The organism is Agrobacterium sp. ST15.16.024, from assembly GCF_027956545.1.
Classification (GTDB): domain Bacteria; phylum Pseudomonadota; class Alphaproteobacteria; order Rhizobiales; family Rhizobiaceae; genus Agrobacterium; species Agrobacterium cucumeris.
Genome location: NZ_JAQKGO010000010.1, coordinates 43,872 through 70,106 on the forward strand (window position 1 = coordinate 43,872; position 26,235 = coordinate 70,106).

The 26,235-nt window shown below is 59.2% G+C and carries 26 protein-coding genes and 1 pseudogene; 20 read left to right on the forward strand and 7 right to left on the reverse strand.

What is annotated here, in order from left to right:
- The first annotated feature begins 202 nt into the window (after nt 1-202).
- The 14 genes and pseudogenes from PL640_RS21880 to PL640_RS21945 all read left to right on the forward strand — a co-directional run bounded on the left by PL640_RS21880 (nt 203) and on the right by PL640_RS21945 (nt 13,004).
- A complete protein-coding gene (locus PL640_RS21880) occupies nt 203-670 on the forward strand; it encodes a peroxiredoxin (RefSeq protein ID WP_142840106.1) in 468 nt (155 codons plus the stop codon).
- Between the two features lie 16 nt (nt 671-686).
- Nucleotides 687-1,514 carry a ferritin-like domain-containing protein gene (locus tag PL640_RS21885; protein ID WP_271363525.1) on the forward strand — a complete coding sequence of 276 codons (828 nt, stop codon included), beginning with the start codon at nt 687-689 and terminating at the stop codon, nt 1,512-1,514.
- Nucleotides 1,515-1,625: 111 nt separating this feature from the next.
- Nucleotides 1,626-2,924: a M23 family metallopeptidase gene (locus tag PL640_RS21890; protein ID WP_271363526.1), complete on the forward strand. Its 1,299-nt coding sequence runs from the start codon at nt 1,626-1,628 to the stop codon at nt 2,922-2,924.
- 219 nt (nt 2,925-3,143) lie between these two features.
- Nucleotides 3,144-4,643 (forward strand): DEAD/DEAH box helicase, encoded by a 1,500-nt coding sequence (locus PL640_RS21895; RefSeq protein WP_142840109.1) that lies wholly within the window; start codon nt 3,144-3,146, stop codon nt 4,641-4,643.
- Between the two features lie 13 nt (nt 4,644-4,656).
- Nucleotides 4,657-5,073 carry an NUDIX domain-containing protein gene (locus PL640_RS21900; protein ID WP_142840110.1) on the forward strand — a complete coding sequence of 139 codons (417 nt, stop codon included), beginning with the start codon at nt 4,657-4,659 and terminating at the stop codon, nt 5,071-5,073.
- An 838-nt stretch (nt 5,074-5,911) separates the two neighbouring features.
- Nucleotides 5,912-7,038 (forward strand): annotated as a pseudogene (locus PL640_RS21905) (ABC transporter substrate-binding protein).
- A 132-nt stretch (nt 7,039-7,170) separates the two neighbouring features.
- Nucleotides 7,171-7,848: a ribulose-phosphate 3-epimerase gene (gene rpe, locus PL640_RS21910; RefSeq protein ID WP_142840113.1), complete on the forward strand. Its 678-nt coding sequence runs from the start codon at nt 7,171-7,173 to the stop codon at nt 7,846-7,848.
- Between the two features lie 55 nt (nt 7,849-7,903).
- Nucleotides 7,904-8,410 carry a hypothetical protein gene (locus tag PL640_RS21915; protein WP_271363528.1) on the forward strand — a complete coding sequence of 169 codons (507 nt, stop codon included), beginning with the start codon at nt 7,904-7,906 and terminating at the stop codon, nt 8,408-8,410.
- A 113-nt stretch (nt 8,411-8,523) separates the two neighbouring features.
- Complete coding sequence (gene purB, locus PL640_RS21920; protein ID WP_142840115.1) at nt 8,524-9,831, forward strand: adenylosuccinate lyase; 1,308 nt, start codon at nt 8,524-8,526, stop codon at nt 9,829-9,831.
- 69 nt (nt 9,832-9,900) lie between these two features.
- A complete protein-coding gene (locus tag PL640_RS21925; protein ID WP_271363529.1) occupies nt 9,901-10,464 on the forward strand; it encodes an alpha/beta hydrolase in 564 nt (187 codons plus the stop codon).
- 202 nt (nt 10,465-10,666) lie between these two features.
- Complete coding sequence (gene purC / locus PL640_RS21930) at nt 10,667-11,431, forward strand: phosphoribosylaminoimidazolesuccinocarboxamide synthase (RefSeq protein WP_003516002.1); 765 nt, start codon at nt 10,667-10,669, stop codon at nt 11,429-11,431.
- A 55-nt stretch (nt 11,432-11,486) separates the two neighbouring features.
- Complete coding sequence (gene purS / locus PL640_RS21935; protein ID WP_003507918.1) at nt 11,487-11,729, forward strand: phosphoribosylformylglycinamidine synthase subunit PurS; 243 nt, start codon at nt 11,487-11,489, stop codon at nt 11,727-11,729.
- 120 nt (nt 11,730-11,849) lie between these two features.
- The gene (gene purQ, locus PL640_RS21940) at nt 11,850-12,521 is read left to right on the forward strand and encodes a phosphoribosylformylglycinamidine synthase subunit PurQ (protein WP_271363530.1); all 672 of its coding nucleotides are present in this window, start codon (nt 11,850-11,852) and stop codon (nt 12,519-12,521) included.
- Nucleotides 12,522-12,599: 78 nt separating this feature from the next.
- Entirely contained in the window at nt 12,600-13,004 is a 405-nt protein-coding gene (locus PL640_RS21945) for a hypothetical protein (RefSeq protein WP_271363531.1), read from the forward strand.
- A gap of 254 nt (nt 13,005-13,258) precedes the next feature.
- Here the strand turns inward: PL640_RS21945 and PL640_RS21950 are convergent, their stop codons facing one another.
- Nucleotides 13,259-13,564 (reverse strand): DUF1127 domain-containing protein, encoded by a 306-nt coding sequence (locus PL640_RS21950; protein ID WP_271363532.1) that lies wholly within the window; start codon nt 13,562-13,564, stop codon nt 13,259-13,261.
- A 93-nt stretch (nt 13,565-13,657) separates the two neighbouring features.
- Here PL640_RS21950 and PL640_RS21955 point away from each other — a divergent pair, with 93 nt between their 5' ends.
- The 3 genes from PL640_RS21955 (at nt 13,658) to PL640_RS21965 (ending at nt 17,710) form a co-directional block, all read left to right on the forward strand.
- The gene (locus PL640_RS21955) at nt 13,658-15,073 is read left to right on the forward strand and encodes an aminotransferase-like domain-containing protein (protein WP_271363533.1); all 1,416 of its coding nucleotides are present in this window, start codon (nt 13,658-13,660) and stop codon (nt 15,071-15,073) included.
- Nucleotides 15,074-15,225: 152 nt separating this feature from the next.
- Entirely contained in the window at nt 15,226-17,460 is a 2,235-nt protein-coding gene (purL, locus tag PL640_RS21960; RefSeq protein WP_271363534.1) for a phosphoribosylformylglycinamidine synthase subunit PurL, read from the forward strand.
- 16 nt (nt 17,461-17,476) lie between these two features.
- Nucleotides 17,477-17,710, forward strand: a complete 234-nt coding sequence (locus PL640_RS21965) for a BolA/IbaG family iron-sulfur metabolism protein (RefSeq protein WP_003507909.1) — start codon at nt 17,477-17,479, stop codon at nt 17,708-17,710.
- Between the two features lie 134 nt (nt 17,711-17,844).
- Here PL640_RS21965 and PL640_RS21970 read toward each other — a convergent pair whose 3' ends face one another.
- On the reverse strand, nt 17,845-18,993 hold the full coding sequence (locus tag PL640_RS21970; protein WP_271363535.1) for a hypothetical protein: 1,149 nt from the start codon (nt 18,991-18,993) through the stop codon (nt 17,845-17,847).
- Nucleotides 18,994-19,205: 212 nt separating this feature from the next.
- On the opposite strand from PL640_RS21970, the gene PL640_RS21975 reads away from it, so the two are divergent.
- The 3 genes from PL640_RS21975 to PL640_RS21985 all read left to right on the forward strand — a co-directional run bounded on the left by PL640_RS21975 (nt 19,206) and on the right by PL640_RS21985 (nt 21,282).
- Nucleotides 19,206-19,454 (forward strand): hypothetical protein, encoded by a 249-nt coding sequence (locus tag PL640_RS21975; protein WP_271363536.1) that lies wholly within the window; start codon nt 19,206-19,208, stop codon nt 19,452-19,454.
- A gap of 147 nt (nt 19,455-19,601) precedes the next feature.
- Complete coding sequence (gene grxD / locus PL640_RS21980; RefSeq protein ID WP_142840122.1) at nt 19,602-19,937, forward strand: Grx4 family monothiol glutaredoxin; 336 nt, start codon at nt 19,602-19,604, stop codon at nt 19,935-19,937.
- A 136-nt stretch (nt 19,938-20,073) separates the two neighbouring features.
- Nucleotides 20,074-21,282 carry a multidrug effflux MFS transporter gene (locus tag PL640_RS21985; protein WP_269699839.1) on the forward strand — a complete coding sequence of 403 codons (1,209 nt, stop codon included), beginning with the start codon at nt 20,074-20,076 and terminating at the stop codon, nt 21,280-21,282.
- Between the two features lie 231 nt (nt 21,283-21,513).
- Here the strand turns inward: PL640_RS21985 and PL640_RS21990 are convergent, their stop codons facing one another.
- The 5 genes from PL640_RS21990 to rpsD all read right to left on the reverse strand — a co-directional run bounded on the left by PL640_RS21990 (nt 21,514) and on the right by rpsD (nt 25,831).
- Nucleotides 21,514-22,338, reverse strand: coding sequence for an inositol monophosphatase family protein (locus PL640_RS21990; RefSeq protein ID WP_269699805.1), 825 nt, complete (start codon nt 22,336-22,338; stop codon nt 21,514-21,516).
- Nucleotides 22,339-22,367: 29 nt separating this feature from the next.
- Nucleotides 22,368-23,195 carry an inositol monophosphatase family protein gene (locus PL640_RS21995; protein WP_271363537.1) on the reverse strand — a complete coding sequence of 276 codons (828 nt, stop codon included), beginning with the start codon at nt 23,193-23,195 and terminating at the stop codon, nt 22,368-22,370.
- A 19-nt stretch (nt 23,196-23,214) separates the two neighbouring features.
- A complete protein-coding gene (gene ttcA / locus PL640_RS22000) occupies nt 23,215-24,150 on the reverse strand; it encodes a tRNA 2-thiocytidine(32) synthetase TtcA (RefSeq protein WP_405049208.1) in 936 nt (311 codons plus the stop codon).
- A 64-nt stretch (nt 24,151-24,214) separates the two neighbouring features.
- The gene (locus PL640_RS22005; protein WP_271363539.1) at nt 24,215-25,144 is read right to left on the reverse strand and encodes a glutaminase; all 930 of its coding nucleotides are present in this window, start codon (nt 25,142-25,144) and stop codon (nt 24,215-24,217) included.
- Nucleotides 25,145-25,213: 69 nt separating this feature from the next.
- Complete coding sequence (gene rpsD, locus PL640_RS22010; RefSeq protein ID WP_046798221.1) at nt 25,214-25,831, reverse strand: 30S ribosomal protein S4; 618 nt, start codon at nt 25,829-25,831, stop codon at nt 25,214-25,216.
- Nucleotides 25,832-26,235 lie beyond the last annotated feature (404 nt).

Sequence of the window (26,235 nt, forward strand, 5' to 3'; positions counted from 1 at the left end):
CGCCGCAACACCGGAGCGGGATGGCGAAAAGTGTAAGCGGTTTTCGTCTGGAATCCCGCTTTAATTCTTTAATCCAGATCACGATTGAGATTTCGGACCGATTAGACCTGAAATCTCAATCGTGATCTGGACGACGCGCGGTTTCGCTATATATCGAATGTGGCGACTTTCACTCAACATCCCGGCGAAAGAAAGGTAGATTATGACAGACTTGACGATTGGCAGCCCGGCTCCGGATTTTACTTTGCCCCGTAACGGTGAAGGAACGGTGACATTGTCCAAACTTCAAGGCAAGGCCGTCATTCTCTATTTCTACCCGAAGGACGATACTTCGGGCTGCACCGCAGAAGCGATCGACTTCAGCGCGCTGGGCGGCGAATTCGAGGCCGCCAACGCCGTCGTCATCGGCATTTCGCCCGACAGCGTCAAAAGCCACGACAAATTTGCCGCCAAACACGCGCTTTCCGTCATGCTGGCCTCCGACGAGGACCGCAAGGCTCTCGAAGCCTATGGCGTCTGGAAGGAAAAGAGCATGTATGGCAAGAAATACATGGGTGTGGAACGCACCACCGTCCTTGTCGCACCGGATGGCACAATCGCGGAAATCTGGAACAAGGTGAAGGTTGCAGGCCACGCGCAGGCCGTTCTCGAGGCTGCAAAAAAGCTCTGAAAAAAACGGATCCGATGTGACGCCCCCGTCCAAAATCATCTCGCTGCGCGGCGGAGCGACGGATGCCATTGCGAGCGCCGATCTCGACCGTAAAACCGCGCTGGCACAGGAAACGGCGACACGGTGGTTCGAGCGTCGCCTGTCGTTGCGGTCTCCGCTCGATCCACCCTTGCCCGAACGTCCGGGCAGACCGGAGAAGCCGGAGCTCGTGCCGCCGACCGCCGTCGAGCGCCGCTCGCTTCACACCGTAAAGGGCCGCATCGCCCTGCTGCATGCCATCGCCCATATCGAACTCAACGCCGTCGATCTCGCGCTCGACATCGTTGCCCGTTATGCAAGCGAACCGGTGCCGCACTCCTTTTTCGACGGCTGGATGCAGGTTGCCTTCGAGGAGGCGAAACATTTCCGGCTGGTGCGCGACCGGCTGAGAAGCCTCGGGGCGGATTATGGCGATCTGCCCGCCCATGACGGGCTGTGGCAGGCGGCGCATTCCACCCGCAACGACCTGACCGCGCGGCTGGCCGTCGTGCCGCTCATTCTGGAGGCGCGCGGACTGGACGTCACCCCTTCCCTGCAGGCCAGGATGCGGGAAACCGGCGATCTCGAAAGCGCTGCCGTTCTCGATGTCATCTATAACGACGAAAAGGGCCATGTCGCCATCGGTGCCAAATGGTTCCGGTTCCTGTGCGCCCGTGAAAAGAAGGATCCGGCTGCAACCTTCAGACAACTGGTGCGTGCCAATTTCCGCGCCCCCCTGAAACCGCCCTTCAACGACCTCGCCCGCGCCGAGGCCGGCCTGACGCCTTCCTTTTACCGCTCGCTGACCTCCGTCAGCCACAGCTAAAACCGCACCAGGCAACACGGCACAAGCGCAGACAGATGCTTCCGGCAAAACTTCGTTAACCTTAACGAATTATGATTTCCTTTGAGAAATCGGCCAGTCCGGAGAGAGATTTTGACTGATACAGCGGAAAACCGGGTATTCGGCAAAAAGCGGCCGCAGCACGTCCTCATACTGGCGAGCGGCGAAAAAGTTCGGCACATGACCATTCGGCCGTGGATGGCCGCCCTTGCCGGTTGCACCATTGGCCTGTTTTCGCTCGGCTATCTCGGCGCTACCGGCTACCTTATCCTGCGTGACGACCTGATCGGTGCGACCATGGCGCGCCAGACCCGCATGCAGAACGATTATGAAGACCGTATCGCAGCACTGAGGGCGCAGGTGGACCGGGTCACCTCCCGGCAATTGCTCGACCAGCAGGTCGTTGAAAAGAAAGTCGAAAAGCTACTGGAACAGCAGGCGGCGCTGACCTCCAGGCACGGGCGAATGAGCGAGTTGCTGGAGCGCGCCGAAAATTCCGGCATCGCCGCCACACCCGCCACGCCCTCTTCCCTTTCAAACACCATGGCGCCGGAAAAACGCGCCGATCTGACGGGCGGCCTGTCGGCAATCGAAAAGCTTATGGCGCCGCGCAAGCCGCAGCCGGAACCCCCCGCCGCAACCGACAGACGCGCCGCTTACGTGCCTCAGTCCGGCGAAACACCCTCGGACCGGGCCGATCGGGTGTTTTCCAAAGTGACCATTTCGTTGAAGGATATCGAGCGCCAGCAGATATCGCGCATTGCCAGGTTGACCAACGACGCCGAAGACAAGGCAAGCGCGATGCAGGACATCATCCGGCAGGCCGGATTGAAAATCGACGAAAGCGGCACGGACGATATTGGCGGCCCCTATGCGGCGCCCGAACGCAGCGAAACTGACCCGTTCAACCTGTCGCTGAACAATCTCGACAATGCGCTGAACCGGCTGGACATCGTCAAGGAAACAGCAACCGCCCTGCCCTTCGGCAACCCCGCTCCCGGCAGGACGATCACCAGCCGCTTCGGCAATCGCATGGATCCGTTTCTCGGGCGGCCGGCTCTGCATACCGGCATCGATTTTCGTGCCGAAACCGGCGCCGACGTCAAGGCCACCGGGGCGGGCAAGGTAACAGTAGCGGAAAATTCCGGCGGTTACGGCAATATGGTCGAGATCGATCACGGTCAGGGCGTCTCGACGCGATTCGGCCATCTCTCCGCAATCCTCGTCAGGGCCGGCGACAAGGTGGAGGCCGGCGACATCATCGGCCGCGCCGGCAGCACCGGCCGTTCGACCGGTCCACATGTGCATTACGAGGTGCGCCGCAACGATACGCCGGTCGATCCGATGCGGTTCCTGATCGCCGGTGCCGAGCTTAAAACCTATTTAAAATGACGCCCCAGATTTAACGCTTTTTTTGCGCTTTTTACGATAAATCGCACGAAACTGCGCCACAGGCTGAAAAGCCTCGTCAGAACCGCGACGTTTCGCGTGCTTTTCCCGTTGTTTCCTTGACTTTCCGGCAATTTGGGCATATCCCCGCGCCAAGTCTTTGCAAGTGTCGCAGCGGCACGCAGGTGTTCTTACCGAACCAGAACGGAAAAAGTTCTTCCTTTGACAACATTCTCTGATCTTGGCCTGAGCCAAAAAGTTCTTTCCGCTATTGCAGATGCCGGCTACACAACGCCGACACCCATTCAGGCCGGCGCCATTCCGCCCGCGCTGGAAAAGCGTGATATCTGCGGTATCGCACAGACCGGCACGGGCAAAACCGCGTCCTTCGTGCTGCCGATGCTCACCCTGCTCGAAAAGGGTCGCGCACGCGCCAGAATGCCGCGCACGCTGATCCTTGAGCCCACCCGTGAGCTTGCGGCGCAGGTGGCCGAGAATTTCGAGAAATATGGCAAGAATCACAAGCTGAACGTCGCCCTGCTTATCGGCGGCGTGTCGTTCGAAGATCAGGATCGCAAGCTCGAGCGTGGCGCCGATGTTCTCATCTGCACCCCCGGCCGTCTTCTTGACCATTGCGAGCGCGGCAAGCTGTTGATGACCGGCGTTGAAATCCTCGTCATCGACGAAGCCGACCGCATGCTGGACATGGGCTTCATTCCCGATATCGAACGTATCGTGAAGATGATTCCCTTTACCCGGCAAACGCTGTTCTTTTCGGCCACCATGCCGCCGGAAATCCAGAAGCTGGCCGACCGCTTCCTTCAGAACCCGGAACGCATCGAGGTCGCCAAGCCCTCCTCCACCGCGAAAACCGTTACGCAGAACATCGTCGCTGCGCATAACAAGGACTATGAGAAGCGCGCTGTCCTGCGTGATCTCGTCCGCGCCGAAGAGGCAGAACTCAAGAACGCGATTATTTTCTGCAATCGCAAGAAAGATGTCGCCGACCTGTTCCGTTCGCTCGACCGTCACGGTTTTTCCGTTGGCGCGCTGCATGGCGACATGGACCAGCGTTCGCGCACCACGATGCTGCAGAACTTCAGGGATGGCAATCTGACGCTGCTCGTCGCCTCCGACGTTGCGGCGCGCGGACTTGATATCCCCGATGTCAGCCACGTCTTCAACTTCGACGTTCCCATTCATGCCGAAGACTATGTCCACCGCATTGGCCGCACCGGCCGTGCGGGTCGTTCGGGCAAGGCCTTCACCATCGTCACCAGAAATGACGCTAAATATCTCGACGCGATCGAAAAGCTGATCGGCGAAAAGATCGAGTGGCTGAATGGCGACCTCTCCTCGCTGCCCGCACCCATGGAAAGCTTTGAAAGCAATTCCGGCCGCCGGGGCAACAAGGAACGGGGTGGCAGGGGTCGCGACAGGAACCGTCGCGATGCGGCTCCGGTCGAAAACATTAATCAGGATGCACAATCCGCTGCGGTTACCGAGATCGTGGCTCACGGAGACGACAAGGTGAAAGCAGAACGCAGACCGGAAAAGACCCCGCGCAATTCCGACCGCAACATCCGTAATCCGCTGCACGCCAATGACGACAACCGCGAGCGCCGCCGCCACTATCGCGACCATGATGACGGCCCGACCCCGGTCGGCTTCGGCGACGACATTCCCGCCTTCATGTTGATCGTCGCCAACGCCAAGGGCTGAGGCCAGTACCAATATGACGCCGACAATCAAACCAGGGCTCGATTTTCCGGGTGTCGGCGTAGGCCTTGCGATATTGCGCGATGGCCAGTTGCTTCTCTGCCGGCGCTTGAAAGCGCCGGAAGCCGGATACTGGAGTATTCCGGGCGGCAAGGTTGATCACCTCGAATCCTCCCTCGCCGCAGCACGGCGAGAGGCCGAAGAAGAGACCGGGCTGACCATCGGCAAGGTCGAATTTCTCTGTCACAGCGAATACATCGACACCGAAGAACGGCACCATTGGGTGTCGCTGATCTTCGTCGCCCGCGATACCCGTGGCGAGCCGGCACTGACCGAACCAGACAAGCTTTCTGATATTGGCTGGTTTTATCCCGACAATCTTCCTGCACCCATTTCCGCCTTCGCGAAGGACGCGCTGGCCGCCCTGAAATGAAGCCGAATAAGGGACCGGCAAGTGCGACGGTTGCCGCAGGCCGGGCATCTTTCAAATCTGGAACGGGTGCGTCGAAAAAGGCGGAAGCCTCTCCTGCCTGCAATGAAGGCAAGCCGGCAGAGCGATTTCTTTTCGACAAATATAATAATAAGAGAACAGCTTTGCGTGAAGCTTTTCAGATTCAATTTTAAATTGCTTAAATTAGCTTTATGTAAAAAACCGCCCCAGTTTCCCGAAGCGGTTTATACGTAATGAAAATAATAGAATATAGAATGTAATATAGTCTGGCAGTGCTTATAATCGGAACACTTTCCGAGGCTGGTTACAGCCAATTTCAGTCGTCCCCTGAAACACGTATATCTAAGCTAAACATTTACTTTCCGTCAAGCAAATCTTCTCGCAAATGCGAAAAAAGACACGAAGAAAAATTGACGGAGAGCTAAAAAACTAATTTTTTTCTTTTAATATCAATAATTTAAATATATGAAAATAAAATGTGCACTTTTCGCGGCTGCACTTTAAAGGGCAAAACAGCGCACAAGCCATTGCTAAACTGTGCTTATACGCATCGCGTGTTACAGTTTTATAAAGTAAAAATCCTCTCAACAAGTAATGGAGATACTTCTCCCTTCACGCTTCTCACGAGCGACTTGCCGATCAGCAAAAATGAATCCGCAATCAAGACGGTAGCGCACAATCATATTGGATAGCAGCAACTACAACGTGTCTTTAGACCCTGTTTGTTTGAATCGGACAACTGGCGATCAAAACCGCTGCCTCGTGCAACGCGAAATGCGATTATGCTGGGGTTCCGGCGATTTTTCCTTTGGAAAACCGTTTGTTGCCGATAAACATCAAGCGGGACAACAGGATTTCGCTCACGTCATGCTTTCACTTCGCCTGCTAACGATCATCGCCGGTTTTGCCTTTGCGGGCTCAGCAAGCGCGGCGTCGATCGGCATTGTTGCTCCGCAGAACGGGCCATATGAGCTTCTGGGGCAGCAGGTGCGGCAGGGCGCGAAGGCCGCTGCCGCCAAACTCGGGCTTGATGTCGTCGAAATCCACGAAAGCTGCGAGGATGGCAGCGGCGGCGCCATCGCCGATGGCCTTGTGGCCGCCAAAGTCAGCGCGGCGATCGGCTTCCTTTGCACTGAAACGCTCCAGGATGTTCTGCCGCCATTGAAGGCGGCCGCCATCCCGGCAATCACGCTTTCCAGCCGCGCACCTATCCTGATGGAAGATGCGTTGAAATATGGCTGGCCGCTTTTCCGCCTCGCCCCTTCCGACAGGGCCGAATCGGAAAGGACTGCGGAAATCATCCTGCGCGACTGGAAAGGTCACTCCATCGGACTGGTGGATGACGGCACGATCTACAGCCGTGACCTCATCGACAGGATTCGCTCCAAGCTGGAGGAAAACGGGCTGAAGCCCACCTTCACCGACACGATGCGCCCCAACCAGGAACAGCAGGTAGCGCTGGTGCGCCGGCTGGCGCGAACCGGCATCACCCATGTCTTCATCGGCGCGGAACGCAACGACGTCGCCATTGTCGCCCGTGACGCCGCCTCGGAGAATTCTACCCTCACCATCATGGGCGGCGATGCCATGAATGCGGCCAACGCCCCGGTAGCGCTTACGGCAAATGTACTCGCCATCACCCGCCCGGCCTATGACACATTGCCATCGGCCCAGGCCGTCACCGGTGAATTGCGCGCCGCCGGCATTGAACCGGAAGGTTATGTCCTGCCCGCCTATGCGGCCGCGGAACTGACGGCAGCGCTTTCAGAAGCGGCGCAGGCGCAGTCGAAACCCGCGCCGGAAATATTGACGACCGGCACCGTCTTCAAAACCGTGATTGGCGATCTGAGCTTTAATCCCTCGCACGAACTTGCCGACAATCCCTACCGCCTGCAGCGCTGGAACGGCCAGAGCTTCGAACCGGCGGACAAGGCCGAAAAACAATAGGCAAAGCCAGTGCGGCGGGAAATTTGAGGAAGCCGGGCTGAAAAGCACCGCCAACCGCGCGGCAGGCCGTTTCAAACCCGGATACTTGGTGCTAAAGGCAGCTTACGCAACGCGTCGAGAGGAGTTTGCCCCATGTCCCTGCCCATCCGGATAGCCCCGTCGATCCTGGCTGCCAATTTCGCCAAGCTTGGACAGGAGGTCGCCGATGTCACGGAAGCGGGTGCCGACTGGATCCATCTCGATGTCATGGACGGTCATTTCGTGCCCAACATCTCGTTCGGGCCTGACGTCATCAAGGCACTTCGCCCACACAGCAACGCCTTTTTCGATTGCCATCTGATGATCGCCCCCGTCGATCCCTATCTCGAAGCCTTCGCCAAGGCCGGTTGCGACAGCATCACCGTGCATGCGGAGGCCGGACCTCATCTGCATCGCTCGCTGCAGACCATCCGCACACTCGGCCGGAAGACCGGCGTGACCCTCAATCCCGCCACGCCGCTTTCCGTCATCGAAAACGTGCTTGATGATGTTGATCTCATCCTGATCATGAGCGTCAATCCCGGTTTCGGCGGCCAGAAATTCATTCCCGCCATGCTCGACAAGATCCGCGCGGCAAAGGCGATGATCGGCGACCGGCCGATCGAGCTTGAAGTGGATGGCGGCGTAACGGCGCAGACAGCCGGCGCGATCATCGCTGCCGGGGCCAATGCGCTGGTGGCCGGCTCGGCGGTCTTCAAGGGCGATGGTGTCGAAGACTACCGCAAGACGGTGTCATTGTTGCGCACGGCTGCGGAGGCCGGAAGGTCCTGACCCACGGAGAAAACACGCCGGAAGCAGGACTACGGGGCGTTTGGATGAGGGCTTGATGGACAGCGACAGGCAGGATTTCCGCAACACAGTATCGGCATCGCTGTTCCCTCTCCTTGCCCCGCTTGTCTGGGCCGTCTGTTCGGCGGCCACTGCCGCCCTCGGCCTCTATCTCCGAAACCGGCTGGAAACCGACCATGCCGCTGATATCGGGATATTGTTCTTCTGCGGCGGTCTTCTCGGCTGGCCGCTGGCCATGGTGGCACTGCGCTTCCTGCCCGCTTCTACCAGCCTGACGCTGCGCTTTGCGGCAAGCTGTCTCGCCATCGCATTCTTCACTCTGGCGGTCGCGGCGATATTTTTCGCTTTTCAGTACCGCATCTTTTATGCGCAGTGGCATGCGCCGGCGTTGTCCCGCATCTGGTTTTTCCAGCAGATCTTCACCTCGCTCGGCGCAATCTACCAGTTCTGCATTCTCGGCCTCGGCCTTTATTTTCCCTATGCCGCCGTTCCGCTGGCCCTGGCGGGCGCAATCCTTTGCCGACAGGCCCATCGCGCGACATAGCCATGTAGCTTTAGATTGAGATTACCGGAACACTTTGCTAAACGGGCAGCAAAACTCCCACAAAGCCAAGTTCCTCCACCAAGCCAAGCCTCTCTACGAAGAAAGTCATTGCCATGATCCCTCGTTACTCCCGGCCGGAAATGGTCGCCATCTGGTCGCCGGAAACAAAGTTCCGCATCTGGTTCGAGATCGAGGCATATGCCTGTGACGCGCTGGCCGAGCTCGGCGTCATTCCGAAATCGGCGGCCCAGACGATCTGGGAAAAGGGCGGCAGCGCCACCTTCGACGTCGCCCGCATCGACGAGATCGAGGCCGTCACCAAGCATGACGTCATCGCCTTCCTGACCCACCTCGCCGAATTTGTCGGTCCCGACAGCCGTTTCGTGCATCAGGGCATGACCTCGTCGGACGTGCTCGACACCACGCTCAACATCCAGCTCGTGCGCGCAGCCGACCTGCTGCTTGCCGATATGGACCGTGTACTCGCAGCACTGAAGACCCGCGCCTTCGAGCACAAGAACACGGTGCGCATCGGCCGCAGCCACGGCATCCATGCCGAGCCGACGACCATGGGCCTGACCTTTGCCCGCTTTTACGCCGAGATGCACCGCAACCGCGAGCGCCTCGTTAATGCCCGCGCTGAAATCGCCACCGGCGCGATCTCCGGCGCCGTCGGCACCTTCGCCAACATCGACCCGCGCGTTGAGGAGCATGTCTGCGCAAAGCTCGGCCTCATCCCCGAGCCGGTCTCCACGCAGGTCATCCCGCGTGACCGTCACGCCATGTTCTTTGCTGTTCTCGGCGTCATCGCCTCGTCGATCGAAAACGTCGCCATCGAAATCCGTCACATGCAGCGCACCGAGGTTCTGGAAGCCGAAGAGTTCTTCTCTCCCGGCCAGAAGGGTTCCTCTGCCATGCCGCACAAGCGCAACCCGGTTCTGACCGAAAACCTGACCGGCCTTGCCCGTCTGGTGCGCATGTCGGTCGTGCCGGCCATGGAAAACGTGGCGCTGTGGCATGAGCGCGATATCAGCCACTCCTCCGTGGAGCGCGCCATCGGTCCCGACACGACCGTCACGCTGGATTTCGCGCTGAACCGCCTTGCCGGCGTCATCGAGAAGCTGGTGATTTACCCGGACAACATGTTGAAGAACATGAACAAGTTCCGCGGCCTCGTGCATTCGCAGCGCGTTCTTTTGGCGCTGACGCAGGCCGGAGTTTCCCGCGAGGACGCTTACCGTCTGGTCCAGCGCAATGCCATGAAGGTCTGGGAACAGGGCGCAGATTTCCTTGAGGAACTGCTGGGTGACGAGGAAGTGCGCGCCGCCCTTCCCGAAGCGACCATCCGCGAGAAATTCGACCTCGGTTACCACACCAAGCATGTCGACACGATCTTCGCGCGCGTCTTCGGCAAGGCATAAGGCAGGGTCTCCAAAGTTAATGCCGTCGCGGCCTTGATCGCGGCGGCATCACAACACAGATATGGGCGCATGAAAGTTTCAGAAGCAGATATCCTCATCGTACCGGGCTATACCAATTCCGGCCCCGACCACTGGCAGACCCGCTGGGAGCGCAAGCTTTCCACCGCCCGCCGTGTCGAGCAGGCGGAATGGACAAAACCCGTGAAGGAAGACTGGGTCGCCCGGCTGGTGGAAGAGGTCAATGCCTCCACCAAGCCCATAGTCCTCGTCGCCCATTCACTCGGCGTGCCGACCGTGATCCATGCGTTGCCGGAAATCGGCAAGAAGGTCTCGGGCGCGCTTTTCGTCGCGCCGCCCGATGTCGCCAATCCCGATATCCGCCCGAAACATCTGTTGACCTTCGGCCCTTATCCGCGCGATCCGCTGCCATTTCCAACGATCACCATCGCCAGCCGCAATGATCCCTTCGGCACTTACGAACATGCCGATGACATTGCCGCCGCCTGGGGTTCGCTGCTGATCGATGCCGGCATGTCCGGCCATATCAACGCCGAGTCCGGCCACGGCCCATGGCCGGAGGGCGGCATGGTCTTCGCCCAGTTCCTGAGCCGACTGAAAGCGAACGAACCCTGACGAGGGGCTGAGGCAAGACCCGTCCCGCCACTTGCCAGTTGCACCGGCCGGTTTCCGGCCGGACAACCTTCCGGCCCGACACAAGAATTGAAGGGAAGATATGCGAGCTGCATTGTAGAATGCACTCTTTTCCTTTATGGGACCGCTCAAAGACAGAAACGTAACGCCACCAGAATCGGCGTCAACCAAGAGACCTGCCATTATGAACCGTCGCCGCCGTATTTACGAAGGCAAGGCCAAGATCCTCTACGAAGGTCCGGAGCCAGGCACGCTTATCCAGTTCTTCAAGGACGATGCGACCGCCTTCAACAAGAAGAAGCACGAAGTCATCGACGGCAAGGGTGTGCTGAACAACCGTATCTGCGAATATGTCTTCACGCATCTGAACAAGATCGGCATTCCCACCCATTTCATCCGCCGCCTCAACATGCGCGAGCAGTTGATCAAGGAAGTGGAGATGATCCCGCTTGAGATCGTCGTGCGCAATGTCGCCGCCGGCTCGCTCTCCAAGCGCCTCGGCATTGACGAGGGCGTGGTGCTGCCGCGCTCCATCATCGAGTTTTATTACAAGTCGGATGAGCTGGAAGACCCGATGGTCTCCGAAGAGCACATCACGGCTTTCGGCTGGGCCAACCCCGCCGAGCTTGACGACATCATGGCGCTTGCCATCCGCGTCAACGACTTCCTCTCCGGCCTGTTCCTCGGCGTCGGCATCCAGCTCGTCGATTTCAAGATCGAATGCGGCCGCCTGTTCGAAGGCGACATGATGCGCATCATTCTGGCCGACGAGATTTCGCCCGACAGCTGCCGCCTGTGGGACATCGAGACCCAGAAAAAGATGGACAAGGACCTGTTCCGCCGCGATATGGGCGGGCTTGTGGAAGCCTATTCCGAAGTGGCGCGCCGTCTCGGCATCATCAATGAAAACGAACCGATCCGCGGCACCGGCCCAGTCCTGGTAAAGTAATATCGGCCTCGTGAAGTAATATTGGCCTCTTAAGGTAAAATCAGGAGAAGATCAGGTGATCAAGGCACGGGTGACTGTTACGCTGAAGAACGGCGTTCTCGATCCGCAGGGCAAGGCAATCGAAGGCGCGCTCGGCAGCCTCGGTTTCGGCGGCGTCGGCCATGTCCGTCAGGGCAAGGTCTTCGATCTGGAACTGGAAGGCGCCGACAAGGCCAAGGCCGAGACCGACCTGAAGGCAATGTGCGAAAAGCTGCTGGCCAATACGGTTATCGAAAACTACGCTATCGCCATCCTCTAGATCGTTTTGGCTTTTTTTCGCATCTCCAAACCGACCTATGTCTTTGATTTTGCGCGTTTTCCGGACGTAAAAGCGTTTCCGCTTTTACTGGAAACGCTCTAAGCCGCAGGAGCCGTCCCGATGAAATCCGCTGTCGTCCAACTTCCCGGCCTCAACCGCGACCGCGACATGATCGCCGCGCTGACGAAAATCTCCGGAAGCGCGCCCATCACCATCTGGCAGACGGAAACGGATATTCCCGACGTCGACCTGATCGTCATTCCGGGCGGCTTTTCCTACGGTGACTATCTGCGTTGCGGCGCGATTGCCGCCCGCATGCCGGTCATGCAGGCCATCCGCGAAAAGGCGGAAAAGGGCGTCAAGGTTCTCGGCGTCTGCAATGGTTTCCAGATCCTGGTCGAGGCGGGCATGCTGCCGGGCGCCCTGATGCGCAACGCCTCGCTGAAATTCGTCTGCCGGGAAGTGAAGCTCGAAGTCACCAATAACGACACCGAATTCACCCGCGCTTATGACAAGGGCCAGATCCTGCGCTGCCCCGTCGCCCATCACGACGGCAACTATTTCCTCGATACGGATGAGCTGAAGTCGGTGGAAGACAATGGTCAGGTCGTGTTCCGTTATGCTGAAGGCACCAACCCCAACGGCTCGCTGAACGACATCGCCGGCGTCATCAACGCAAAGGGCAACGTTCTTGGCATGATGCCGCATCCGGAAAACCTCATCGAAGCCGCCCATGGCGGCAATGACGGGCGTGGCCTCTTTGCTTCGGCGCTCGGCGTCATCGCAGCCTGATAGACCGGGCGGGCTTTGAGCCCGCCTTTTTTAATGCCGGCTTCCGGCTAAGTTTCGGCTTCTCTTCTGGATGACCTGATGCCTCGTCTTCTTCGCCACAATGCCTATAAAGCCACCGCATTGCTGCTCGCGGCAGCCGCGCTCGCCGCCTGCCAGCCGAAAACGCAGCCGGCTGCCTCCGTATCCCGTGCCGCCCTGCCGACGATGGAACGGATTGCTCTTGGCGCGAATGCCTGCTGGTTCAAATCGGGTGATGCGGCGTTCAAGGCCTATCGTCTGGCGCCGGAACTCAACTCTTTCTCCGGCCGTCCGCGCATCCTGCTCGTACCACGCAACAGCCCGGAATCACGCCCCATGCTGGTCGTTCAGGCAGAAGGCAATCCGGCAAAGCTCGATGCTTTCGGACCCGTCATGAACGAAGCCATCTCCGGCCGCATCGCAACCGACGTGAAGCGCTGGGCGAATGGCGGCAAGGGCTGCTGATCTCATCGTAGTATTCTAGGCCTGCGCATCGGGCGAGACGTATCCGCGTCCCTCATTCCTGTGCTTGTCACAGGAATGAGGAAAGGAGAACGCTCGGCACAAGAAGCCCTTGCCACGTACCGTTTACCAATTTGCCGAAGCTGCTCTAAGCGACCTAAATAAAAAAACCCGCCGACGCCGGTTGGGAGTGGCGTGGCGGGCTGCCGAATGGCTTGATGGCGCCGGGGAAAGAAGGCACCGCTCTTCGACAAAAATTATAAAAACCGCGACGGCCAGGAGAAAAGCTGCGATTTCGCGGCTTCCTTCAAGGCTTCGTCCCGCGTAACGCCGATATCCTCCAGAAGATCATCAGGCAATTCCCGCAGAGCGAGCCGTCCCCGTCGTTTCTGCTGCCAGCGCAACATGCCCATAATCAGGCGACCAATAAGCGTGCGGGCGATCTCGGCCGGAAAGGGCGCCGGTGCGACCATGTCGCCGGCATCGCGGAACACGCGTTCCCGTTCGTAGCCATCAGGATAAAGCGTATCCGCTGTCGAAAGGTATTGATCCATCTTGCGCATATTGCACCTATTGTCTCCGTGCGTTTAATCTCAATCAATGCAGACAATAAATACAATTGACTTGCTGACAGATACAATGCATAAATTGTCACCATGACAAATTGGCTTCCTGATCTCACCGAGGGCGACGGCCCGATTTATCTGCGCCTTGCGGACAGTATCGAAGGCGCGATTTCCGACGGCACCCTGCAGGCCGGCTCGAAATTGCCGCCTCAGCGCAATCTCGCTTACGATCTGGGCGTGACAATTGGTACAATCAGCCGCGCCTATGCGCTGATCCATGAACGTGGTCTCGTCAGCGGCGAAGTCGGCCGCGGCACTTATGTCAACGAGCGCAAGAGCCCCGCCCCGTTGTCGCGGGTAGAACCGGCGGCGGCATTTGGCGGCACGCGTTATGCCATCGACACCAGCGCCGAGTTCCGCCTGAACACCACGGCGGCACCCGATGTTGGCCAAAGCGTGCTGATCGGCAAGTACATCGAGGCGCTCGCCAAAGAGCATCCCTTCGAAATTTCCAACTACACCCGCACCCTTCCAGACAACTGGTGCATGGCGGGCGCTCGCTGGCTGTCCCAGAACGGCTGGTCACCCAAACCGGAAAACATCGTTTCGACGCTCGGCGCCCATGCCGCAGTGATGAGCGTGGTGACGGCAATGACCGCGCCGGGGGACCGCATCGTCTTCGAACCGGTCACCTATTCCCATATCAGCCGCAGCGCCGCCCTTGCCGGACGCCGCGTGACACTGGTGGAAGCGGATGAAAAGGGCATTGTTCCCGATGATTTCGAGCGCGTTTGCGCCCAACAGCATCCGAAAATGATCTTCCTGATGTCGGCGGGCCAGAACCCCACCTGCGCCACCTTGCCTGAAGATCGGCGGCGGGCAATCGCCGATATCGCCCGCAGATACGGCGTATGGATCGTAGAGGACAATCTCTACGGCGCTATGACCCGGGATGCGATCCCGCTCATCGCGGAATTTGCACCCGACATCACCTTCGTCGTCGGCGGCCTGTCGAAATCCGTTTCGGCCGGCACCAGGGGCGGCTGGGTGGCCTGCCCCTCGCAGTTTTCATCGAGAATACGGATTTCGCATTCGATGCTGACCGGCGGCCTGCCCTTCATGCTGGCCGAACTGAATGCCCGCCTCGTCAATAGCGGCGACGCCGACGATATCCGCAAGGATTGCATTGCCGAAATCAACCAGCGCGAAGCGATCGCCCGACGCGTCTTTTCCGGGCTGGAATTCAATTCGCTGCCCGATATTGCCTTTTTGTGGCTGAGACTGCCCGAACCCTGGCTTTCGGGAACCTTCCGCAGCGCGGCCATGAAGGAAGGCGTGCTGATCGACGACGAGGACGAGTTCAAGGCCGGACGGACGGACAAGGTTTTCCACCGCATCCGCATCAGTTTTTCCGGCCCATCCGAACAAAAGGAAATGACGCAGGCCTTCGGCATCCTCAGACATCTGCTCGACAATGGGTCGGTGGGTTACGAAAGCGTGGCGTAGTCCTTTCTGGACCCGCAGGCATCACCCATGAGCCGCCGCGAACGGCACAAACCGCCAATTAGCGGGTGAATCCACGCATTTTCCTGTCGCACCATTGAGCCTCTTGCGCTAAAGAACCGGAAACTTTCCTCGGCTCGAACCGCGTGAGACCTATGTCTATCTCAAACTCCATCAAGATCACCCCGGAACTCGTTGCATCCCACGGGCTGAAGCCCGACGAATACCAGCGTATCCTCGACCTGATCGGACGGGAGCCGAGCTTTACCGAGCTTGGCATCTTCTCGGCCATGTGGAACGAGCACTGCTCCTACAAGTCTTCCAAGAAGTGGCTGAAGACCCTGCCGACAACAGGACCGCGCGTCATTCAGGGCCCCGGTGAAAATGCCGGCGTGGTGGATATCGACGATGGCGACTGCGTCGTCTTCAAGATGGAGAGCCACAACCACCCGTCCTATATCGAGCCCTATCAGGGTGCGGCGACCGGCGTCGGCGGCATCCTGCGTGACGTCTTCACCATGGGCGCCCGCCCGATCGCGGCCATGAACGCGCTGCGCTTCGGTGCGCCTGACCACCCGAAGACCCGCCACCTGGTGGCCGGCGTCGTCGCCGGTGTCGGCGGATACGGCAATTCCTTCGGCGTGCCGACGGTTGGCGGCGAAGTGGAATTCGACCCGCGGTATAACGGCAACATCCTCGTCAACGCCTTCGCAGCCGGACTTGCCAAGTCCAATGCGATCTTCCTCTCGGAAGCCAAGGGCGTCGGCCTGCCGGTCGTTTATCTCGGCGCAAAGACCGGCCGCGACGGCGTTGGTGGTGCGACCATGGCTTCGGCCGAATTTGACGAGTCGATCGAGGAAAAGCGCCCGACCGTTCAGGTCGGCGACCCCTTCACCGAAAAGTGCCTGCTGGAAGCCTGCCTTGAGCTGATGAAGACCGGCGCGGTCATCGCCATTCAGGATATGGGCGCCGCCGGCCTCACCTGCTCGGCTGTCGAAATGGGCGCCAAGGGCGATCTCGGCATCGAGCTTGACTTGAACGCCGTACCGGTGCGCGAAGAGCGCATGACGGCTTACGAAATGATGCTGTCGGAAAGCCAGGAGCGCATGCTCATGGTTCTCGAGCCCTCCAAGGAAGAGGTCGCCAAGGCGATCTTCGTCAAGTGGGGTCTGGACTTCGCCATCGTCGGCAAGACCACCGATGATCTGCGTTTCCGCGTCATTCACAATGGCGAGGAAGTCGCCAACCTGCCGATCAAGGAACTCGGCGACGAGGCTCCCGAATATGACCGCCCATGGACGCCCGCCAAGGTGCCGGCACCGCTGGCCGAAACCGACGTTCCCGCAGCCGATATTGCCGATGCACTGGTGTCGCTGCTCGGTTCGGCCAACAACTCCTCGCGCCGCTGGGTCTACGAGCAATATGACACGTTGATCCAGGGCAATTCCCTGCAACTGCCGGGTGGCGATGCCGGCGTGGTGCGCGTTGAAGGCCACGACAAGAAGGCGCTCGCTTTCTCCTCCGACGTAACCCCGCGTTATGTTGAGGCCGATCCCTTCGAGGGCGGCAAGCAGGCGGTTGCCGAATGCTGGCGCAACATTACAGCGACAGGCGCCTTGCCGCTGGCGGCCACCGACAACCTCAATTTCGGCAATCCGGAAAAGCCCGAGATCATGAGCCAGCTCGTCCATGCCATCAAGGGCATCGGCGAAGCCTGCCGCGTCTTGGAGTTCCCGATCGTTTCCGGCAACGTCTCGCTCTATAACGAGACCAATGGCCAGGCGATCCTGCCCACCCCCACCATTGGCGGCGTTGGCCTCCTGAAGGATTGGGGCCGCATGGCACGCATCCGTTTCGCTGCCGAGGGCGAAGTGGTGCTTCTGGTCGGCGCACCTGCCGGTCTCGGCACGCATATCGCCCAGTCGGTTTACATGCGTGACATCCACAACCGTATCGATGGCCCGGCGCCGCATGTCGATCTGCCTGCCGAGAAGCAAAACGGCGATTTCGTTCGTGGCGTCATCACCGACGGTCTGGCCACCGCCGTTCACGATTGCTCCTCGGGCGGTCTGGCGCTTGCGATCGGCGAAATGGCGATTTCCTCGGGTATCGGTGCAACGATCGATGCGGTCGAAGGCCACAATCCGGTCCTCACCTTCTATGGCGAAGATCAGGGCCGATATGTCCTCACCGTCAAGAAAAGCGATCTCGACAAGGTGCAGGCGGCTGCCAGGGCGGCGGGCGTTTCCTGCGTGGCCATCGGCGTTACCGGCGGTTCCACCGTAAAGCTGGGCACGGCGCGCGCTGTCGAGATTAAAGAATTGCACTTGGCCTATGAATCGTGGTTCCCTCAATTCATGGACGGCGAAACTTTGCTCGCCGCAGAATGAATTAAGGAGAAACACCATGCCCATGAAACCCGGCGACATTGAAGACATGATTAAGGCGGGAATTCCCGGGGCAAAGGTCACGATCCGCGATCTGGCCGGTGATGGCGACCATTACGCGGCCGAAGTCGTTGCGGAAGCATTCAAGGGCAAGACCCGCGTGCAGCAGCACCAGATGGTCTATGACGCGCTGAAGGGCAATATGGGCGGCGTTCTGCATGCCCTTGCCCTGCAGACCTCGGCTCCCGAATGATTGCGACCGTGAAAGCGATGCCGGCGAGACAGTTTCACTGTCCCGCCGACGCATAAAGGCTCCGGACTAAATAAAAGGCCCGCGTGACACTCTCACGCGGGCCTTTTCACATCGATGGAATGGGCAAACGCCGCTTACAAGGCAGGCGGCGTCTGGGAATCCAAGTCGGCGAAGGACGCGGCCGGCACCGGCCCTGCCGTCAGCAGCGTAAAATCGTAGCCGGACCTGCGATCCGGACCGAGAACATATTGCCGGTGCATGCGCAGGAAGTTGCGCTTGTTCTTTTTATAACGCTCTGGCGAAAGCGAATGCTTGAAACGGATCGGCACGATCTTGGGCTGCGGCGCATCTGCGTGACCGGCCAGGGCCACGGTATTGCACCGGTAAAGATGGATTGGATCGGTCAGACACTGGATGTCGAACCACGTCACTTGCTGGTGACGCGCGATCGTGCCGACGCTCTCACGCAGCCTGTCCGCACTCGACAGGAAGGCGCATTGCAGCGCCGCTCCACCCAGGGTGGCGAAAGACAGTTTCCGGCCTTCAAGCGCGTCCGGCTTCAACTCCAGCACACGGCCGATAGTGGCGAGCGCAAGACTGGCGCCCATGCTGTGCGAAACGACCAGCACCTCGTCCGAGGGCTGTTCGAGCGCCGTCAGGACAAGCGCCGCCCTCTCCTCGATCCAGTCGCGCGCAATCGGCTCATCGCGGCCGACCGCAAGCGCGAACCGCCAGTCCGCGTAAAGGTGCAGGGTGTGAAACCGCTCGGCAAACGGCAGAAACGCCTTCACGAAAAACAGCGCGGCGGCAGGAAGGCTGAGGGCAAATAGCCAGATTGGCAAAGCGAACAGCCATGGCGAAAGGGCAATAGCGGCAGCAAGCCCGCCACCGACAAGCATCAGCAGGAACGGAAAGAGGAAAAACAGGCCGAAACGCCAGGCATGGCGAAAGTAGCGCGCCGCGCCCCCTTCACTGACGATGCCCGCCCCCGCCTTGAATCCGAGCCAGATCTGCCGCCAGACCGGTTCATCCCGCAGCTCGGAGATGACCCCATTATGATCATAGACAAAAATCTCCGAACGGGTTCGCCAGTCGCCCGCCGAGGCCTCCACCGCGAATGTTTCACCTCCCGGCGCATTCTCCAGCGGCCCCACCGCATAGCCGACATCCCAGGTCTTGCCGGCAAGCACCGCCGCCCGCTGGTAACGCAGATGATGGGCTGCCGCATCAAGCGGATCGAAACCGGGGAAATAAAGAACAAGTCGTGACTTGACGGTCGGCATGCACAAACCTTCGGGCGGGAGCATTTCCAGTAAAAGCGGGACCGCTTTTACGTCAGGACAATGCGTAAAAACAAATAGCTAGAGCGTTTTCGCGTTTCAGAGAAAAGCGGAAATGCTCTAGAGACACCCGAAAGGATCGCTTGATACAGTGGGCGATGCACGTATAGTAAAAATCGCGACAGAAATATGATTTATTTATCGGTGAGGGAAATTTGTCTGGCATCGTCGATCAATTGCTCAACGGCGTCGTCAAGGGCGCTCTCGCCGAAGTCCTCACCAAGACCGGTATCCGCAAAACCCGCCGCACGCGCCGGACGAAAAGCACCGGCTCGCTGGCCGGCGGCATCGTCGGCTCCGTTCTCGAAGCCGCAATCAACGCCGCCGTCAAACCCAAGCCGGCCAAGAAGCAGGTGAGCAAAAGACGCACCGCCGCCGCGCGCAGCCGGCAGAGATATCGCTAAGGCGTCTCAAGCCACGTTTTTGGCATGTCGTGCATTGCAACACCCGCGCATTTTTTACGCTTCCTGGGTGGAAATCGCGCCGCGACATGTTATCTAGGGACAAACAGAAAGCAGCGGCCTTGAACCGCATGTGAAAGGAATAAGCCTATGAGCGGCATTAACGACATGATCGACAGCGAAGTGAAGAGCAACGACATCGTTCTTTTCATGAAGGGCACCCCGCAATTTCCGCAGTGCGGTTTTTCCGGCCAGGTGGTACAGATTCTCGATTATCTCGGCGTCGACTACAAGGGCATCAACGTGCTTGCCGATGCTGACATCCGTCAGGGTATCAAGGACTATTCCAACTGGCCGACCATCCCGCAGCTCTATATCAAGGGCGAATTCGTCGGCGGCTGTGACATTGTAAAAGAGATGTTCCAGTCCGGCGAACTTCAAAACCACTTCCAAGAACAGGGTATCAGCGTCCGCGGCGCGGCCTGATTTCGGCCGGTAAACCGGCCCACCCTGATTGTCAGAAATGTATGCCAGGCGTTGCTTCAAGCAACGCCTTTGCCGTTCTTTTTGGGGCAATCCTGTGACAGAACTTTCACAATCCACCACTTCGCGCGCAGGCTCGATGGGGCGCACGGAATTTATCGCGCTTGCCGCCATGCTGATGGCGCTGAACGCGCTTGCCATCGACATCATGCTGCCCGGTCTTCAGGAAATCGGCGCATCACTGGGCGTCGTCAATGAAAACCACCGCCAATACGTAATTTCCACCTATCTTCTCGGCTTCGGCGTCGCCCAGCTTCTGTATGGACCGATTTCGGACCGTTTCGGCCGCCGCAAGCCGATGCTCGTCGGTCTGGCCATCTATATCATCTCCGCCATTGCCGTGGTCTTCGTGCCGTCATTCTCCGGCCTGCTGGTCCTGCGCTTCATCCAGGGCATCGGTTCGGCGGCGACGCGTGTCATCACCATCTCGATCGTCCGTGACATCTATGGCGGCCGTCAGATGGCGGAAGTCATGTCGCTGATCATGATGGTCTTCATGGTCGTTCCGGTCATCGCGCCCGGCACCGGCCAGATCGTGCTTTTCTTCGGCAACTGGCATCTGATCTTTGCTTTCATGGCCGGCATCGCCGCCGTCGTGACGGCCTGGATGTATTTCCGCCTGCCGGAAACCCTGCATCCCGACGATGTCCGCCCTTTCACCGCCCGTTCGGTGCTTGGCGGCTTCAAGATCGTGCTCACCAACCGGATCGCGCTCTGTTATACGCTTTCGAGCACCTTCATCTTCGGCGCGCTGTTCGGCTTCATCAACTCGGCTGAACAGGTCTATAAGGGCATTTATGGCCTTGGCGCATGGTTTGCGGCGGCCTTTGCCGGCGTTGCGCTGTTCATGGCCTTCTCGTCCTTCATCAATGCGAGGCTGGTCGGCAGGTTCGGCATGCGCAAGCTGTCGCACGGATCGCTGCTCGGCTTCATCGCCATCACCTTTATCTGGCTGGTGGTGCAGGTGCTGGGACCGGAGCCGATGCCCTTTGCCATCTTCATCGTGTTCTTTGCGCTGGCCATGTTCCAGTTCGGCTGGATCGGCTCGAACTTCAACTCGCTCGCCATGGAACCGCTCGGCCATGTTGCCGGCACCGCCTCCTCCGTCATCGGCTTCATGGGAACCGTCGGCGGTTCGCTGATCGGCGCCGGCATCGGCCAGGCTTTCGACGGCACGGCGCTGCCGATGGTGGCCGGCTTCTTCGTCGTCTCCATCATCGGTCTGATCTTCGTGCTGATCGGCGAAAAGGGCATGCTGTTTCAGGCTCACAACAAGCCGACACGGTGAAAGCCATTGGAAAAAAGAAAGGGCGCGGAATTCTGTTCCGCGCCCTTTTTGTTTGGATACAAGCTGACCTCATCCACCCGCCGTCACCCCGGACCTGATCCGGGGTCCAGCCAGCCCAAGTCCTTGGGCTGAGAAAAGTCTTTCCGCCGCGCAGACGCGCCGCGGCTGGATGCCGGATCAAGTCCGGCATGACGGTGGAGGGTGTTGCGTCGTCCCCACGAATCTGAAGCTTCACACCGTAAAAATCTTCTCGCGCAGCAATTCCCAGGTCTCCTGATCCGGAGCCAGCAGCAGCCCGCCATCCACATGGCGCGGCAGATAGGGCGAACCATCGAGACGGGCAGCGTAGGCGCCCGATTCCTGCGAGATCAACGTGCCGGCCAGATGGTCCCACGGCATCAGCTTGTTATACATCAGGAAATGCATGTGGCCGCCGCAGAACAGGCGGTATTCGTGCGCAGCGCAGCGATAGCTGGTGAACAGCCGCACATCCGCAAGGTTCATCAAGATCTTGCGGCGTGTTTCCACATCGAAATAACCGGTATTGGCGATGCCGACCATCTGCGACAGGTGCGGTGCCGTCACAACCGACATCTGCGTCTGGGTGCCATCTGCGCCACAAAGCCAAGCGCCGGAACCCTTTTCGGCGATTGCCCAGTCATTGCCCATGGGATCGAAGATCAGGCCGGCCACGGTCTCGCCCTTGGAAATGACGCTCATCATCACGCCGAACAGCGGCAGGCCCGACGCGAAATTATAGGTGCCGTCGATTGGGTCGACCACCACGGCAAGATCAGCATCGGCAAGCTTGCCGAGCAGCGAAGCATCGGCCGCGACGGCCTCTTCGCCGATGAACAGCGCATCAGGCATGATTTCCTGCACGCGGGCACGGATCAGCCGCTCGGCAGCCTCGTCAGCCTCGGTGACGAGATCGATCGCCTCGGACTTGATCCTGACGTCGCCATCGCCCAGATTGCGGAACCGCGGCAGGATTTCCACTGCCGCCGCCTCCTGAAGCGCGTTGGCAAGAGAGGCGATGTCGAGTTCGAGAGCCATGGGCGATATCCTTCCTTGTGATGTACCTGCTATAAGGCGACGATTTCCCGTCGCAGCATCTTCCAGCTTTCCCTGTCGGGCGCCGACAGGATGCCGCCCGCCGTCTGGCCCGGCCGATAGGGCGTATTGTCGAAACGGGCTGTGTAACCACCCGCTTCCTGATGAACGAGCACGCCGGCAAGATGATCCCACGGCATCAGCTTTTCATGGCCGATGAAATGCAGTTTGCCGGCCGAGGCAAGCCAATATTCATGTGCAGAACAATTCAGCGAAAACGCCATCTTGATCTTCGCCATGTTGGCGGCGATGACAGGACGGCGATCCTCGTGGCTGTGGCCCCAGGAAAAAATGCCGACCATCTCGGATAGCGGTGCGGGGTCCGCAACCTTGAGCTTGGCCTGCGAGCCGTTCCTGCGATGGAGATAAGCGCCCTCGCCTTTCAGCGCAACAATCGTGTCGCCCATGACAGGATCATGGATGATGCCCGCCACCGTCTCACCCTTGACGGTGACCGCAAGCAGCGTGCCGAAAGCGGGAAAGCCGGAAGCGTAATTGAACGTGCCGTCAATGGGATCGATCACGAAGGCAAGTGGCGCATCGGCAAGGGCCGGAATGACTGATGGGTCCGCCTCATAGGTCTCTTCGCCGACGATGTGGGCCTTCGGAAACCGCTGTAATAAAGCAGCAGTAATCGCCTTTTCCGCCAGAATATCAGCCTCGGTAACGAGATCGACCGCGGACGTCTTTTCGGAGATCGCGTCTGCGTTCAAGTTGCGGAAGCGGGGCAGAATTTCCTGGGCGCCGGCAGCGGCGACGGTGGAAACGAGGAATTCGATATCTTTATCGGAAAGGCTCATGGCGCGGGGCACTTCTTCATCAGGGAGGGCTGGCCTCACTACGCTCTTCAGGTGACGCCCCGGTGACAGCAAGCGCCGAAAAATCAAAAAGCCTGGGATCAAGCAGATGCGACGGATTAACGTGGGCAAGCGCCCGCAGCATCACATCCTTGCGGCCCGGCATGCGCCGTTCGATATCCGCCAGCATCTCTTTCATGGCATTGCGCTGAAGCCCGTCCTGCGAGCCGCAGAGGTCGCAGGGAATGATCGGGAATTCCATCGCCGCCGCAAATTTCGCCATATCGTCTTCGGCGCAATAGGCAAGCGGGCGCAGGACCATCAGGTCGCCCTCGTCATTCAAAAGCTTCGCCGGCATGCCGGCGAGACGGCCGCCATGGAAAAAGTTCATGAAAAAGGTCTCGAGAATATCCTCGCGGTGATGGCCGAGCAGCAGCGCGTCACAGCCCTCCTCCCGCGCGATGCGGTAGAGATTGCCGCGCCGGAGCCGCGAACAGAGCGAACAGTAGGTGCCGCCGGAAGGCACCTTTTCTTTCACCACCGAATAGGTATCGCGATATTCGATGCGATGGGCGACACCGATCTTCGCCAGATATTCCGGCAGGACGTGCTTGGGAAAATTCGGCTGGCCCTGATCGAGATTGCAGGCCACCAGTTCCACCGGCAAAAGCCCGCGCCATTTGAGATCGAGCAGCAAGGCTAGAAGACCGTAGCTGTCCTTGCCGCCGGAAAGGCCTACAAGCCAGCGCTTCTGGCCGTTCAGCATGCCGAAATCTTCAAACGCCTGCCGCACATTGCGCAGCAGCCGCTTGCGCAGCTTGTTGAACGAGACCGACCGCGGTGCATTGTCGAACAGCGGATGCGAGCTGCCGTTTTCCTCGGACGCGTCGTGATCCGCCCCGATTGGTGCGGCCCCGGCCTGATCTACAAAGTCATCGATCTTGGTGAGAATGTTCATCATCCGCTCGCTCCGGCACGACTGCCGTTCTTCATGCAGGCAATGCCCCCATCCGCTGGCAATATCAAGCCCCGAATACCGACCAGCCGGTTTTCGTCGCCAGCAATTCCAGTGCCTGTGACCCGAGCGCCGAATTACCCACCTTGTTGAGACCCGGCGACCAGACGGCAATCGACGCATTGCCCGGCGCCACCGCCATGATGCCGCCGCCGACACCGCTCTTGCCCGGCAGGCCGACATGATAGGCGAAATCGCCCGATCCGTCATAATGGCCACAGGTCAGCATCAGCGCATTGATGCGCCGCGCCCGGCGGTCCGAGACGACCGTGTGGCCGGTCAGCGGATTGCGGCCGCGATTGGCAAGGAAAAGCCCGGCACGGGATAGCTGGGCGCAGGTCATGGAAAGCGCGCACTGATGGAAATAAACGCCGAGCGTATGTTCCACGGGATGGTGCAGATTGCCGAAGGAACGCATGAAATTGGCGAGCGCGAAATTGCGGAAACCCGTCGCCTGCTCGGATTTTGCCACCGTGTCGTCAATGCTGATCGTGTCATCGTCAGCGAGATAACGCACGAAGCGCAGAAGCTCGCCGATCGCCTCACGCGGCTGGTGGCCGGAAAGAACGATATCGGTCACCACGATCGCGCCGGCATTCACAAAGGGATTGCGCGGGATGCCGTGCTCATGTTCCAGCTGGACGATGGAGTTGAAGGAAGAGCCTGAAGGTTCGCGCCCCACTCGGTTCCACACCGTCTCACCGGCCTTGCCGAGCGCCAGCGTCAGCATGAAGACCTTGGAGATACTCTGGATCGAAAACGGCACAAGCGCATTGCCGGCCGTATAGGTGGTTCCATCGACGGTGGTGATGGCGATGCCGAACTGGTTGGAATCGACCTTGGCGAGTTCGGGAATATAATCCGCAACCTTCCCCTCACCCAGTCTCGGCAGCATGCTGTCATAGATGGAATCGACGATCGCCTGAATATCCTGCATGCAAAGCCTTCCCCAGCAAACAAAAAAGCCGCCCCGAAGGGCGGCTTTCTCAATACTGAAACGCGTCGATTAACGCGAGTAGAATTCGACGACCAGATGCGGTTCCATGACGACCGGGTACGGAACGTCGGAAAGCGACGGAACGCGGGCGTAGGTCGCAACCATCTTGTTGTGGTCGACTTCGATGTAGTCAGGAACGTCACGCTCTGCGAGCTGAACGGCTTCGAGAACCGTCACCAGCTGCTTGGACTTCTGACGAACTTCGATGACGTCGCCAGCCTTGCAACGGTAAGAACCGATGTTGACGCGAACGCCGTTAACCGTGACGTGGCCATGGTTGATGAACTGGCGCGATGCGAAAACGGTCGGAACGAACTTGGCGCGGTAGACGATGGCGTCCAGACGCGACTCGAGCAGGCCGATCAGGTTCTCGGAAGTGTCACCCTTGCGACGGTTTGCTTCGTCGAAAGTGGCGCGGAACTGCTTTTCGCGCAGTTCGCCGTAGTAGCCCTTGAGCTTCTGCTTGGCGCGCAGCTGCGTGCCGAAGTCGCTCATCTTGCCCTTGCGGCGCTGGCCGTGCTGGCCCGGGCCGTATTCGCGGCGGTTAACCGGGGACTTCGGACGACCCCAGATGTTTTCGCCCATGCGGCGGTCAATTTTGTACTTAGCCGATTCGCGCTTGCTCATCGTATTTCCTTCTCAAAAGGTTATGCCGGTCTGTTGCCAAACCGGTTTAAGGAAACACGCCCTCCTCTGAAGCCCGTTTCAGGGCCTCTGACAGGCTTCTCACATGCAAATGGAGAAACCACGGGACATGTCGGTGATATTGACCGCCGAACGTCAGCCTTTAAACTGCAAGGCAGTCAACAAAACACACCGGACATCACTGCCCGGCGTTGGGGCGGCTTCTATAGTCGTTTTACAAATTTGTCAAACAGCGCCTGCCGATTTTTTTCTTGGACCTGCCCTTGAAAACATCGACCGGCCACCCATTTACCCATCGTGATCAGAACTCGGGCCCCTCTGACGTGTTACCGGACAACACGTGATGTCGAGTTTCTTTAGGTTGGGGCCCACGTATATTCTTGACA